A 14633-nucleotide genomic window follows, 5' to 3' on the forward strand; every position below is an offset into this window, starting at 1 on the left:
ATAGATAGATGTTTATTATATACCACACAAATTGACCTTAATCCCTAAAGCATCCAATGTACTCGCTTTGATCAATGCTGCACGCTGTACCTCAAAATCATCTGCTACGTAGACCACCTGAATATGGTTAGCCTTGTGCTTCGCCATCATCTGATCTCGCGATACACCATCTAGTACAGCATGCATAATAGGCCATTGACCATCTGTCAAGTCCCATCTTCGCTGTGTCTCTTCCTTAGGTAGCTCCACCACACGGGCAGTCCCTATATCACAGCACAATTGATTGTCTTCAATATATATACGGCTCCACACCAATCTTCCAGGCCTACTAATGCCACGCAAAGTACCACCTCCTTTCTTGAAGAACATGGAGGGCTGTCTCAAACTGTCGGCACCTTGATAGCCGTCTATAAAATGTGAAGCGGGTGCAGCACCAGATATTAAAAATACCCAGACGAATTCGTCCTTTCCAGCTATACGATAATTTTCGCCATAGCGCAGATCATGCAATGTGTTATCGCCATTCATTCCTAGAGAATTCCATAAATGATAGGTTATATAACCATCTATTCCTGCGCACTCATCCACTTCATTAAAATGAGGCAAGGCATTACCAGCGTACAACTCATCGCCTTTATCATTATAAACAGGCGGACGCTCTGTATTATTTAGCAAACCCTCCACCAAATCACTCGCTGCTGTCAAATCTTTTAACCCTTGTTGATATTGAATACCTATTGTATCACAGCCAAATTCATCGGCTAACCTTAGCGCAGCGATATACATTTTGCATTGTTCGATCGTTTGTTCTTTGGTAAGTTGGCTTACCGGGTCGGTGCCCCAATCAAATTTCATGCCTTTTTGGAGCATCCATTGCAAGACTACATCGGCTTCTTCCACATCAATGGTCAACATCTTGGCGTACAATGTGGATTGGCTCAATCGTTCTTTATAGATACCTAATTTATGTATTAAAGCATCAGGTACGATGGCGTTAAACATCCCCATACAGCCTTCATCAAAAACCCCCATAATTACCTTCTCATCGCGTATTGTTTGTGCGAATTGCTGCGCTAACAACTTGTCCTGTGCATCCACTTCGGAGGCTTCAAAATCTCTTACATGAGAATAATCATGGGTAATAGATCCTGTAGAAAGCCACTCCTTAAGTTTGTCCTTAAAGAAATCATCTTGAAAATCATGACTCCACAAGAAGCTATAATGAACACCAGCCTTGGTCAATGAGCCTACTAGATTGAGGGCGCCCACTAATCCAGGATAAGTACCATCCCAGTTAGCGACAATAAGTATAGGAGCTTGATGTGTTATTAATCCTGCTAATACATGATGGCTGTATTGCCATACACTTTCGGCAACTATTAGTGGTTTAGATTTATCAATTTTACGAAATACCTTAATACCGATATGTTGATAATCAATAAAGCCATGTCCTTTATCAGGATCATATTCATGTGCTCTTTTTGCGTGCCAACCAAGTTTATACAAAGCTTCGTTAATCATGCCTTCTAATTTTTGTTGCATTGGCCAACAATTAATATTTGCAGCAGGCCTCAAATCACCACTACTGACGATATAAACTTCTTTTGAATCTATTGGTTTCATGTTATAGTAATTGGTTATCTATTACAAATATCATGATATAGGGGCATCATATACTTTGAAAAATTATCATATTATTCTAACATAATATCATGATTCATATAATTTATGTATAAACTTTATTAAATTAGTTGTAAACTAATGCACCAATTATGCAACCTAAATACCATCAAGTTCCCAAACCAATAAATAACACTTTTAGTATTCGTCATGATATCGTGCCAACCTTTGGAACAATATGGCATTATCATCCGGAGATAGAGTTGCATTATATGATCAAAGGAAATGGGATCCGTTTTATAGGCGAGAATATAAATAACTTTGAACAAGATGAGTTGATATTATTGGGTTCTAATATCCCACATACATGGAAATGTAATATTCAAAATAAGGGCGATGATTATGTAGAAGCGATGGTTATGCACCTACATCCGGAATCATTAGGCACAGCATTCTTGGCATTACCAGAGGCGAAAAAAATACAAAAGATATTCTCCCTGGCGAATCAAGGATTACTGTACTTTGGGGAGACCAAAAGCAAAGCAGTACGGATATTGCATAAGCTAAAGAATGCAACCGATTTGAATAGAATTATCCTATTACTAAAGCTCCTAAATTTACTCTCCACATCAACAGAATATGAAATTATATCTTCGCAGTATGATTCCAGCAAGTTGAACAAAGCAGATGAAAAAAGACTTAATAAAATCCTTAATTACACCTTCAGCAATTTTAAAGACAAGATCTATATCGAAGATGTAGCCGAGCTAAGCAACCTTAGCGTAACATCCTTTTGCCGGTATTTCAAAACAGCAACAAAAAAGTCATACTTTGACTTCCTAACCGATATTAGAATTAATTATGCTTGTAGATTGCTCGTTAATACCGAGCAACCGGTAAAATCTATAGCGGAAGAAAGTGGTTTTGAAAATACTTCCAATTTTTATAGACATTTCAAAAGATTCAAAAATGAAACCCCAAATGACTATAAAAAAAACTACCTCTCTAAGGAGGTATAATTAATCGTATTCAGAAATTATACGATAAAAAAAGAGGAACATCACTGCTCCTCTTTTTTATGGTATAATTATTAATATTCTTAGTGTTTGATATCTGACTCATCGATAAAGTCAGCATTTGGAACATAGTCCGCCATCATCTCTTTGGCATAGTTAGTAGGCTCACCTTTTTGGAAACGTTTTTGCAAACTATCCATTATAGCATACACTACAGGAACGACAACTAATGTCAAGAACATCGACGATAATAGACCACCAATAATAACGATTGCCAAACCTCTATTCATATCAGCACCATCACCCGTCGCAATAGCAATAGGAATCATACCAAATACCATCGCAATAGTCGTCATCAAGATAGGACGAAGACGAGCGTGATTGGCAGCAACTAGAGCATCATGTGTTGAGAAACCATCTTCCTTGCGGTGATTGGCAAAATCTACAAGCATAATCGCATTCTTCGCGACTAGACCGATCAACATGATGATACCCAAAATTGTAAAGATATTCAAGGACTGATTTGTCAATGCCAAAGCTAACAATGCACCGATAAATGATAATGGAATAGAGAATAATACGACAAATGGTGTCGCAAAACTATCATATAAAGCTACCATTACTAAGTAAACTAATAGTAATGATGCTACTAATGCCACACCTAAAGTACCAAAACCTTCGGATTGGTTCTCCATATTACCACCCCATACATATGTAACACCAGGCTTGCGCTCCAACTCTGCGAATTTAGCCTCCCACTCAGCAGCAACAGTACCTGTTGCACGACCGATTACACCACCTTGTACAGATACGGAAGGTGATTTATCACGACGCTCCAATAATGAAGGTCCTGAACTATAGGCAACATCAGCAAATTGATCTAGCGTGATATTCTGTCCTTGACTATTGATAAATTTCAATTTCTGAACATCTTCTAAACTAGCTCTACCTTTGTCATCAAATTTGATATTGATATCATATTCACTATCTCCAGCACGGAATTTGTTATCTGTATTACCCGAAAATGCCGTTTGCATCGTAGCACCTACAGTGGCAACATTTAATCCCAATGAAGTCATCTTCTCACGATCTACCTGAACATTGATCTCTGGGTTACCCGACTCAGACGTCAATTTAACATCCTTCGAACCAGGTACATCACGTAACAATTGTGCCGCTTTCTCCGCAAATTCTTGCGCGTCCTCAACAGATGAGCCTATCACCGTCAATTTCAAAGGTGCTTGCTCCGCTCCCATGATACCTACTGGAACAGTCTTAATCTTAGAACCAACCAATAAAGGAAGTAGCTCATTTCTCAACTGTACAGAATATACTTTAGAATCTACATTACGTTTAGCTTCATCAGTCAACACCACGTGTATTTCTGATTTATATTTAGACCCTGTAGCCGCACTCATACCACCATCAGATGATTGACCTACTGTAGTGATAATTTTCTCTATCTCTGGTTTATTCGCTAAAAATTCTTCTGCTTTACGAGTCAATAGGTTTGTTTTCTCTAAAGAAGCATCCTTTTCTAACTCAAATTGCAAATAAAACTCACCTCTATCTGATGAAGGGAAAAAGTCAGAACCAATATATCCCAAAGGTAGTAATGCGACAGAGCCAAAGAATAAAAGAACCGAAATAAGTAAAGTAATTACTTTGTTAAGACGACTTTTTAGAGACCATTTAAGAATTTCAGATACCTTATGTGTGAAACTATCTAAGCCTGACTCAAATCCATTGATAATTTTTCCAAAGAAAGAGTGCTTGTTAATGTGCTCTAATTTACCAAAACGGGAATATAACCACGGCACAATAGTAAATGACACCAATAGTGAAAGTAACGTAGCTATAATTACCGTTACACAAAACTGTGCTAAGATATTAGCCACCAAACCTGTTGACATCGCAATAGGTAAGAATACAACTACGATAACTAAAGTAATCGCTGTAACGGTAAAACCAATCTCAGAAGCACCATCATATGCTGCTCTTACTTTGTTTTTACCCATCTCCATATGACGGTGAATATTCTCAATTACTACGATAGCATCATCCACCAGAATACCTACCACTAAGGATAGTCCTAATAAAGACATCAAGTTTAAGGTATACCCTAATAAATATAAACCTATAAAAGTAGCTACTAATGATAATGGAATAGCCACCATAGTGATCGCTGCATTTCGTAATGAATGTAAGAAAAACAACATGATAAAACCTACCAATACGATAGCGATTACTAAATCATGAATCACATTGTCTGCAGCAGTTAACGTAAAGTCTGAAGAGTCATTGGCTACTTCGATTTTAATATTGTCCTTTGCATAATCCTTTTCTACACCAGCGATTATTTTACCTTCTTTATCTTTCTTCGCAATAGTTTCTTTTACTAATCTCGAAACCTCCACAGCATTGGCATCGGATTGTTTAAACACTTGCATTATAATCGTGTTTTTCTGTCCTACACGAGCTATCTTTTCTACCTCAGTGATACCATCTTGAATATCTGCAACATCTCTCAAATAGATCGTAGATCCAGAAGGAGACGTGATAGGAAGATTACGTAACTCGTCGATAGTACGTACTTTCCCTGCCAAACGAATGGTAGTTCTGGTATCTTGAGAAGCAACATTACCTGTAGGGAAATCTAAGTTTGAGGCAGCAATAACTTGTTGTACTTGCGCTAAGGATAAGCCATAACCCTGAATTTTATCTGGGTCAATTTTAACTTGTATCTCACGCTCCTCACCACCAATCAAATCTACTTTAGCAACACCATTGATACGCGAGAAAACAGGCTGAATCTTTGTGTCTAACAAATCATATAACTCTTTCTCGGTAAGCGTAGAAGTTACCGCCAAACTCATGATAGCGACATCATCTAACGAGAATTTTGTTAATGATGGTGTTTTTGCATCATCTGGTAGATCATTGATAATAGCATTGATCTTACGTTGTGCATCCGTTAATAAGAAATTGACATCAGCACCATTATTCAATGTAATCATTACTACAGAAGCATTTTCCATAGATGTAGATTCAATTTTCTTCACCATCTCTAAGGAGGCAACAGCATCCTCAATCTTTTTAGTAACGGTATTTTCAACCTCTGTTGGTGAGGCACCAGGATATACAGTCTGTACTGTAATAACGTTTACCTCAAACTTTGGAATCAACTCATATCCCATCTGAGAGTATGAGAAAATACCCCCTAATGTCAAGATGATAAATAATACCAAAATGATACTAGGACGTTTTATTGATATTTCTGAAATTTTCATAAGTATTCTTTAGCTGCAAGATTTATTTTATAACCTCGATTGCAGTTTGATCCAATAAATTAATTTGTCCTGAAACAATCACTTGATCATTAGCGTTTAAACCACTAATAATCTCTATATTATTACCAAAATTACGACCAGAAACAACTTTTGTTTCTACGGCTTTACCATTTTTAGAAACATAAATCTTATTGTCAGAAACCGAACCAACAAATGCCGAACGTGGTACTATTAATACACTTTCTGCTGCTGCATTACCACCAAATATAGCAGTACCATACATACCAGCTCTTAACTCATTAGATGGATTAGGCACTTCGATTTCTACAGGAAAATTTAAACTACCATCAGCTTTAGGTGCGATAAAGGTAATTTTTCCTGTAAACGATTTATTAGGATATACACTTGCTGCAACTTGAACTGATTGCCCCAAACGTAGACCTACTACATTTTTCTCATCTACACTCACGCGCAATTTTAATGAAGAAACATTAACAATATCAAATGCTGCAGTTCCAGCATTCACATAAGTACCTGGTTCAATTTTACGTGCATTTACAATGCCTGAAACAGATGTTTTGATAGTAGCATCACTTGCGGAAAGCTTAGATGATTTCAAATTATTTTTAGCTGTTTCGAACTGCAATTTTGCTTGATCATACTGTTGCAATGTAACACCACCTGTACTGTAAGCACTCTCAAAACGTTGCAAATTTTGTAGTGCATTATCATAATTAGCCTGTGCATTAGCAACGTTAACATTCAATTTATCTACCTCTACTGTAGCTAACACTTGCCCCGCAGTAACATAAGAACCTTCTTGAACATTGACACGAACTACTCTACCCGCTGTCTCCGCACCTACTACAACTTCTTGCTTAGGCAAAAATGTACCATTAGCAACGTACTGCATATCCATCACTTCCATGCGTACAGTATCAATACGTACAGCTACAAAGGGATTTGTTTTTGCTGCTTCAGCTGTTACAGCTTCATTTTTAGCTTTATTATTTTCTAATACTTTCCAGATACCAAAACCAGCAGCTGCAATAATAATTACCGTTATTATACCACGTTTCATTTCTATTTAGATTATTTTTCGTTTACTAATGTTTTTAATTCTCCCTTAGCTTTTATCAACTGAACTTCGGCAACTTTATAATTCAATAAAGCCGTCGTAAGATTGTTTTGCGCCTCCGCATAAGCATTCTCAGCATCAAGTAATTCTGTCAATGTTGCTAAACCATTTCTATAGTTATTTTCGGTATCGGCCAATACATCTTTTGCTAAGGTCACATTAGCACGATTTGTATTGATAGTCAATAACGAATTCTTAATTTGTGTTTTAGCATTATTATTAGCTAAAGACAATCCTAACTTAGTATCTTCCAAGTCTACTTTTGCTTGTCTGATTTGTATATCAGCCATATTTATACGCGCTTTAGTAGTACCACCTGCAAAAATCGGGATAGACAAATTCAAACCTATACCAGACGTTTGAGGCCATGAAAACCTATTGGTAAACGGTGAACTATCACCAAATCCACTCCATCCAAAATCAGCTGCCAACGATAATTTAGGGTATAAATCCGCAATCTTTGATTTCTTATTAAGATTTAATAAATGTAATTGTTTCTCTGCTAACAAGATTTCTGTACGTTGATCAATACTTATAGCTTCCGTATTTAGTGACGCATTCACTTCAAATGTTTCTTCTGGCATAATGATTTTTTCATCTATCGGCATACCAATTGTAAATTTAAGCGCATTCTCACTTAACTCTAACGCATTAACGACTACTTGACGAGAAGATTGTAAATTATTGACAGCGACAGTTGTACGATCTAAATCTATTTTGCGTCCTAGTCCAGCATCAACTAATCCTTTAATAACATCACGCGTTTTTGTTGTGCTATTTAAGTTATTATCAATAGTTTGCAATTGCATTTTTGCTTGAAAAACATCATAATACGCATTGGCTACTCTTTCGATAACTTGCTCTTCTGTTAAATCTTTATTTATGGCGTAAAATTCTTCCGTTGTTTTAGCAGCTTTTAATCCCGTAAATATGGTCTGATTAAAAATCTGCTGATTTAAAGAAAATAAACCTGATCCAACCCATGGTCTACCCATTTTGGCAGTTACAGTTTGACCACCAATATCAAATGCGCTTTCTGGAATAATCACATTTTTACGGATTGAACCATTAGCGGTAATCTGCGGCAAAGCAGTTCCTCTGACCTCAGCAATTTGGTACTGTGCATTTTCCACTTCAAGGACAGCTTTCTTAGCTTCAGCCTTATTCTGTAAAGCATACTTTAAAGCCTGCTGTAGCGTTAAGACTTCTTGCGCATTGGCAAAGGTCATTCCAAAACATCCAGCTAGAAAAATAGCTATTATTTTATTCCTTTTCATTATATTAATTAGTGACTATTTTATCTTCAAATATTAATTTAGCAATTCGTTTTTGACTCGCCAATATCATTTCTACATTCTCTTTATTGGGTATACCTGATATAATATCATGTACATTGTACATAATACCAATGGCCTTATTAACCTCGTAAAATGCCTGTGCCACTTCATCAAGGTCATCAATCTTGACATCCCCACATTCAACTGCCATACTAAAAAACGATTTCAATTTTTGAACCTCTTCATTACGTAACTGTAAAAATAGATCTTGAATTTCTACCCCTTTTATCCATTCCAAATTTTCATTGATATGTAACATATAGTATTTGGACAAAAAATTTGATCTCAATTCTAACATACCAAATAACGTACCTAAAAAATCGTGGTTGTAGTTAACAATAAAGTCTTGCTCCTGTTTATTTAGATCATTAGCCACATGTCGGATCACATCACTAATAAGGGCACTCTTATCTTGATAATAATAATAAAGATTTGCCTTAGTAATACGCAAATCGTCCGCGATCTCATTCATCGTAGTTTTTGAAAAACCATAATGGCAAAATCTTTTGAGTGCTACCTCAATTATTCCTTCTTTACGTTTATCCATATTACCTTTTTAATTTCTGACTTTTAACAAAAGTTGTTCAAAAATACAAAAGGTAAACTATAGAATGTATATATCTTTATAGAAAAAAAAATATTTGACAAAAAAATAACAATAAAAACAAAGTAGTTCGGAAATTAAAATTTAGGGGAATAGCTTTTGAAACTTTTTCTTATCCAATTTGTATAACCTTGCTGCACGATATGACACCCCAGTTTGAAATTCTTCTAACTCTTTCAAGTAGCCTAGATTAAGGATTTTTTTCCTAAAATTACGCTTATCCAAAGGCTCAAGTAATATCGCTTCATAGATTTGCTGCAATTGGGTCAACGTAAATTTTTCAGGTAATAATTCAAATGGAGACATTGAAAAATTTATGTTCTTCTTGAGGTTAATCAAACTTAAGTTTAATATCTGCTTATGGTCAAATGCTAATTCGGGCAAACTATTTACATCAAACCATTTTGCTTGACGCATATAGTTTGTAACAGGTTTAATTTTATTTTTGACATCGTCATACCTGACTAATGCAATATAAGCAACTGTTAATATACGTCCCTCGGGATGCCTTTTAATCCCGGCAAAAGCAGCTAATTGTTCTAAATAAATATCTTTTAATCCTGTACTTTCATAGGCGATTCTTTTCACAGCATCTTCCATCTCTTCACCTTTATCCACAAAATAGCCTGGTAGAGCCCACCAATCTTTGTATGGATATTCGTTTCTTTCGGTTAATAAAATTTTCAAAATTCCCTCATGGAAAGTTAGAATAACGCAGTCTACGGTAAAAAATGAAAGCACTTCTTTAGTTTTTAGATATATCGAATACTAAACAATTATCCGAATTTATAAAAAAGAAACAAAAAAATTGCAATAAAAATTTAATAGTGTAAAAAATACACATTATATTCGTGTTGCCTAAAAACTATACTGATTTGAAAAAGATAACAAAAATTGGTGTTTTTACTTCTGGAGGAGATGCTCCGGGTATGAATGCTGCAATCCGAGCTGTCGTACGTACAGCCAAATATAATGACTTAGACGTGACGGGTATATACAGAGGCTATGAAGGCATGATAGAGGGTGATTTTGTAGAGATGAACCGTCGCTCTGTAAGTTCTATTATCCAAAAAGGAGGTACTATACTAAAATCGGCACGTTGCTTAGAATTCAGAACCCCTGAAGGACGTGCTAAAGCATTTGAAAATTTAAAAGCCCAAGGTATTGATGCCTTAGTAGCTATCGGTGGAGATGGTACATTTACAGGAGCTGAGATATTATCCAAAGAATATGATATTCCTGTAATGTGTATACCAGGTACTATCGATAATGATTTATATGGTTCTGATTATACATTAGGCTATGATACGGCCAATAACACTGTAATAGAAGCTATCGACAAAATCAGAGATACTGCATCCTCACACAACCGTGTTTTCTTTATCGAAGTAATGGGACGTGACTCGGGCTGCATCGCACTTAATGCTGGTGTTGCTGGAGGTGCAGAAGCGATATTATTGCCAGAAGTAGAAACTGGAATAGATCAATTATTAGAAGAAATTGGCTTTGCTGAAGAGCGCAAAAAAACATCCATGATAGTTATTATTGCCGAAGGCGATAAAAATGGGGGTGCATACAATATTTCAAAACAGGTTAAAGAAAAATTTCCACACCTTGACGTAAAAGTTAGTATCTTAGGGCATTTACAACGTGGTGGTTCTCCAAGTAGCTTTGACCGTGTATTAGCGACTAGAATGGGATATACAGCAGTAAATGAACTATTAAAAGGTAATTCTAGAGCAACCGTAGGTCTGCGCGGCAATCAAATGATTACTACTCCATTGGAAGAAGCATTGAGCAAAAAAGAGTTCAAATTGGATGAGGAGTTATTGGAAATCGCTAACGTAATGAACAAATAAAGATATATGATTTTAGTAATTTTCACCGGGTCGAGATACGCAGATTGGCGCATAGCCGATAAAGGAAAAGTGTTGCATGGATTTCGCACGCCTGGTATCAATTCTTATATTCAAGATGAAAATTTTATAAATCAGCTATTAAATAAAAATACGAATCTATTATATAACGCAGAAAAAGTAAGGAAAATATTCTTTTTTGGCGCTGGCGCATCTTCTAAAGAAAGACAAGATAAAATAGTACGTGTATTTTCATCCTTTTTTAAGAATGCGAAAACGAAAGTTTATCATGACTTGCAAGCCTCTGCTATATCTACATTAGGGGACGAAAAAGGAATTGTTGGCATCATTGGATCAGGTTCAAATGCGGCATATTTCAATGGCAAAAAAACATTAGACAACAACTTTGGTTTGGGCTATATATTAGCGGATGAAGGCTCAACAAATTGGATGGGACAGCATCTACTAAGGGATTTTTTAACCGATACTTTGCCTCACGGGATTAGAGAAAAATTGGTAGATAAACACGGTTTAGACCGTAAAAGTATTTTAGATAAAATCTACAATAGTCCCAACCCTAATATCTTTTTGACTTCATTTTCTGACTTTATATATGAAAATCGTACTGACGCATATATCAGTACCCTCATAAAAAAAGGACTAGAAACGTATGTCAAAGAATACCTATTACCTTTAATTGACATGTATCCTGATGCTCCAATAGGAATGACAGGATCAGTGGCTTTTAACTATAAAGAATGGTTATTAGATTTAGCTAAAGAATATCATTTGAATATTCAAGTTATTATCAAGGAGCCTATTCAAAACTTAATTAAATATTACATCAATAAAAATTAAAAAATGAAAATTGGAATTAACGGATTTGGCCGTATTGGCCGTTTAGCTTTTAGAGCTGCTGTAAATAGAAAAGATATCGAAATCGTTGGTATCAACGATTTAGTAGATGTAGATTACATGGCTTACATGTTAAAGTATGATTCAACACACGGTAGATTTGATGGTACTGTAGAAGTGGTTGATGGCAATTTAGTAGTTAATGGTAAATCTATCCGTGTTACTGCAGAAAAAGATCCAGCGGACTTAAAATGGAACGAAGTTAATGCTGAAGTAATTATCGAATCTACAGGCTTTTTCTTGACACAAGAAACTGCTCAAAAACACATCGATGCTGGTGCTAAGAAAGTAATTATGTCAGCTCCTGCAAAAGATGATACACCTACATTCGTAATGGGTGTAAACCATAAAGAATTAAAAGCAGATCAAAACATCGTTTCTAATGCTTCATGTACTACAAACTGTTTAGCTCCTATTGCAAAAGTATTAAACGATAACTTTGGTATCGTAGAAGGCTTAATGACGACAGTTCACGCTGTTACAGCAACACAAAAAACAGTAGATAGCCCTTCAGCGAAAGACTGGAGAGGTGGCCGTGGTGCATACCAAAATATCATCCCTTCATCTACAGGTGCAGCTAAAGCAGTAGGTTTAGTTTTACCTGAATTGAAAGGTAAATTGACAGGTATGTCTTTCCGTGTACCTACAGCTGACGTTTCTGTTGTTGATTTAACAGTACGTTTGAACAAAGGTGCTTCTTACGAGGATGTTAAGAAAGCAATGAAAGATGCTTCTGAAGGCGAATTAAAAGGTATTTTAGGGTATACTGAAGATGAAGTTGTGTCAACTGACTTCTTAGGTGATTCTCGTACTTCCATCTTTGATGCTAAAGCTGGTATCTCTTTGAATGATAACTTCGTGAAAGTTGTATCTTGGTATGACAATGAGTGGGGTTACTCAAACAAAATCATTGACTTAGCGCAAGAAGTAGGTAAATTCATTTAATATTACCTATTATTATAGTAAACAGAAAGACTAACTGAAGAGTTAGTCTTTCTTGTTTTAAAGTATTCCTTCATCTCTAAAGCTATAATAACCATTGTCTGTAAATATGATATGGTCATTGATCCTTATATCCATTATTTTACCTGCTTCAATTATTTTACTGGTTAATATATTATCTGCATGGCTTGCTGACAATGTTCCCGAAGGATGATTGTGAACTAGGATCATAGAAGATGCTTTACAATGCAGTGCATACCGAAAAATAATCCTAATATCTACTGGCGTAAAATCATTACCTCCTCTCCCTATTAGCTGTTCATCTAATAATTTGCACGCTGTATTAAGGTATAAAACCCAAAATTCTTCATGAGGTAAATCTTGAAGATGTGTACCAAAATATTCAAACACTTTTTTACTACTATTAAGTATGGCTACATCGGCTTGTTTCTCCTCTTTACGCCTTCGTCCTAACTCCAAAGCGGCTATAATAGAAATAGCCTTGGCCTCACCTATACCCTTAAAATTACATAACTCTGCCACTTCCTTTTTTGCCAAATTACCCAAATTATTACCTACATCATTGAGTATTCGTCGACAAAGCGACACAGCAGTCTCATCCATAGAACCTGAACCTATTATGATCGCTAAAAGCTCCGCATTGGTCAATGCCCTCCTTCCAAGATCTAATAACTTTTCCCGAGGCCGATCAGACTCTGCCCATTCACGTATCACTAATTTACTCATTATTAATAGCTTATTAAAGTTATTTCCTTTAAATTAAGAAAAGCATTTGTATTAACAAACTTTAACTATGATTGGGTATATGTATTTCATTACTTTATTGCTTAAAAAAGATTATCTTTGTTTCTTGTAAAAAAAAATATTTGGCAATGAGTAAAGCAATTATTAAGACAGAAAAAGGCGACATGACTGTACAATTTTATACAGCAGACGCTCCAAATACAGTAGCAAATTTCATTAAATTAGCTAAAGAAGGTTATTATGACGGTCTTACTTTCCATCGTGTACTTCCTGATTTCGTGATCCAAGGTGGATGCCCTAACACAAGAGAAGGCGCTTCTGGAATGCCTGGTACAGGTGGTCCTGGTTACAAGATTGATTGTGAGTTAACAGGTGAAAATCAATACCATGATCGTGGCGTATTATCAATGGCTCATGCAGGTCGTAACACCGGTGGTTCTCAGTTTTTTGTTTGCCACAGTCGTAACAATACTGCCCACTTAGACCGTAATCATACTTGCTTTGGTAAAGTGATTGAAAATGTAGATTTAGTAGATGATATTCGTCAAGGAGATCGTATTTTAACAATTGAAGTAATAGAAGATTAATCCCTAAATTAAAAAAATGAATTTAAGAGCTTTAGTATCGGTAACTGGTAAACCAGGATTATTTAAACTAATTGGTCAAAATAAAGGTGGATTTATTTTAGAGACGTTAGATGCTGCTAAAATAAAATCAGTTGTTAATATTAACAATACAAAAATGGCTACACTAGAAGATATTACTATCTATGGTGAAGAAGAAGAAATTCGCTTAATTGATATCTTGGACAAGATTAAAGCAGAAAATATTACTCCACCTGAATCAAAAGCAAGTGGGGAAGAATTAAGAAATTTCTTCCGTGAAGTAGCTCCTGGACATGATGAATCTAGAGTATATTCTTCTGATATCAAAAAGATTATTACTTGGTACAATATTATTAAAGAGTTCCCATTATTTGATGAGGAAGCTCCTGCACCATTGACACAATAATCAGCTTCAAATTATTAAATAGTAAAGGCTTAGAATAATTTCTAAGCCTTTACTATTTAATACTATACTTTACGAAAATGTGTTGCAAGTATGATTAACTACACAGCACATTAAATATAACATATTAGTATAACCAACT

At 35.6% G+C, this 14633-nt stretch carries 13 protein-coding genes; 6 read left to right on the top strand and 7 right to left on the bottom strand.

Annotated elements, in window-relative coordinates; translation table 11 throughout:
- Positions 1-15 precede the first annotated feature (15 nt).
- The gene (locus IP023_RS11845; protein WP_241790578.1) at positions 16-1623 is read right to left on the bottom strand and encodes a fucose isomerase; all 1608 of its coding nucleotides are present in this window, start codon (positions 1621-1623) and stop codon (positions 16-18) included.
- A 149-nt stretch (positions 1624-1772) separates the two neighbouring features.
- Between IP023_RS11845 and IP023_RS11850 the strand changes: the two genes are divergently transcribed.
- On the top strand, positions 1773-2639 hold the full coding sequence (locus tag IP023_RS11850) for an AraC family transcriptional regulator (RefSeq protein WP_241790579.1): 867 nt from the start codon (positions 1773-1775) through the stop codon (positions 2637-2639).
- A gap of 80 nt (positions 2640-2719) precedes the next feature.
- Here IP023_RS11850 and IP023_RS11855 read toward each other — a convergent pair whose 3' ends face one another.
- The 5 genes from IP023_RS11855 to IP023_RS11875 all read right to left on the bottom strand — a co-directional run bounded on the left by IP023_RS11855 (position 2720) and on the right by IP023_RS11875 (position 9746).
- Positions 2720-5926 (bottom strand): efflux RND transporter permease subunit, encoded by a 3207-nt coding sequence (locus tag IP023_RS11855; RefSeq protein WP_241790580.1) that lies wholly within the window; start codon positions 5924-5926, stop codon positions 2720-2722.
- Between the two features lie 22 nt (positions 5927-5948).
- On the bottom strand, positions 5949-7007 hold the full coding sequence (locus tag IP023_RS11860; protein ID WP_241790581.1) for an efflux RND transporter periplasmic adaptor subunit: 1059 nt from the start codon (positions 7005-7007) through the stop codon (positions 5949-5951).
- Positions 7008-7018: 11 nt separating this feature from the next.
- Positions 7019-8341: a TolC family protein gene (locus tag IP023_RS11865; protein ID WP_241790582.1), complete on the bottom strand. Its 1323-nt coding sequence runs from the start codon at positions 8339-8341 to the stop codon at positions 7019-7021.
- A gap of 4 nt (positions 8342-8345) precedes the next feature.
- On the bottom strand, positions 8346-8948 hold the full coding sequence (locus tag IP023_RS11870; RefSeq protein ID WP_241790583.1) for a TetR/AcrR family transcriptional regulator: 603 nt from the start codon (positions 8946-8948) through the stop codon (positions 8346-8348).
- 141 nt (positions 8949-9089) lie between these two features.
- Complete coding sequence (locus tag IP023_RS11875) at positions 9090-9746, bottom strand: NUDIX hydrolase (protein WP_317224550.1); 657 nt, start codon at positions 9744-9746, stop codon at positions 9090-9092.
- Positions 9747-9880: 134 nt separating this feature from the next.
- On the opposite strand from IP023_RS11875, the gene pfkA reads away from it, so the two are divergent.
- Genes pfkA through gap form a run of 3 tightly spaced genes read left to right on the top strand, consistent with a single transcriptional unit; the run spans position 9881 to position 12721 of the window.
- Positions 9881-10864 (top strand): 6-phosphofructokinase, encoded by a 984-nt coding sequence (gene pfkA, locus IP023_RS11880; RefSeq protein WP_241790585.1) that lies wholly within the window; start codon positions 9881-9883, stop codon positions 10862-10864.
- Positions 10865-10870: 6 nt separating this feature from the next.
- Entirely contained in the window at positions 10871-11719 is an 849-nt protein-coding gene (locus IP023_RS11885; protein ID WP_241790586.1) for a hypothetical protein, read from the top strand.
- Positions 11720-11722: 3 nt separating this feature from the next.
- On the top strand, positions 11723-12721 hold the full coding sequence (gap, locus tag IP023_RS11890) for a type I glyceraldehyde-3-phosphate dehydrogenase (RefSeq protein ID WP_241790587.1): 999 nt from the start codon (positions 11723-11725) through the stop codon (positions 12719-12721).
- A gap of 57 nt (positions 12722-12778) precedes the next feature.
- Here gap and radC read toward each other — a convergent pair whose 3' ends face one another.
- Positions 12779-13465 (bottom strand): RadC family protein, encoded by a 687-nt coding sequence (radC, locus tag IP023_RS11895; RefSeq protein ID WP_241790588.1) that lies wholly within the window; start codon positions 13463-13465, stop codon positions 12779-12781.
- A gap of 146 nt (positions 13466-13611) precedes the next feature.
- On the opposite strand from radC, the gene IP023_RS11900 reads away from it, so the two are divergent.
- Together IP023_RS11900 and IP023_RS11905 are read left to right on the top strand one after the other, a co-directional pair.
- Complete coding sequence (locus IP023_RS11900; protein WP_241790589.1) at positions 13612-14070, top strand: peptidylprolyl isomerase; 459 nt, start codon at positions 13612-13614, stop codon at positions 14068-14070.
- Between the two features lie 16 nt (positions 14071-14086).
- Positions 14087-14494, top strand: a complete 408-nt coding sequence (locus IP023_RS11905) for a DUF5606 family protein (RefSeq protein WP_241790590.1) — start codon at positions 14087-14089, stop codon at positions 14492-14494.
- Positions 14495-14633: the final 139 nt, after the last annotated feature.

This window comes from Sphingobacterium rhinopitheci (genome assembly GCF_022627575.1).
GTDB classification, from domain to species: Bacteria; Bacteroidota; Bacteroidia; order Sphingobacteriales; family Sphingobacteriaceae; genus Sphingobacterium; species Sphingobacterium rhinopitheci.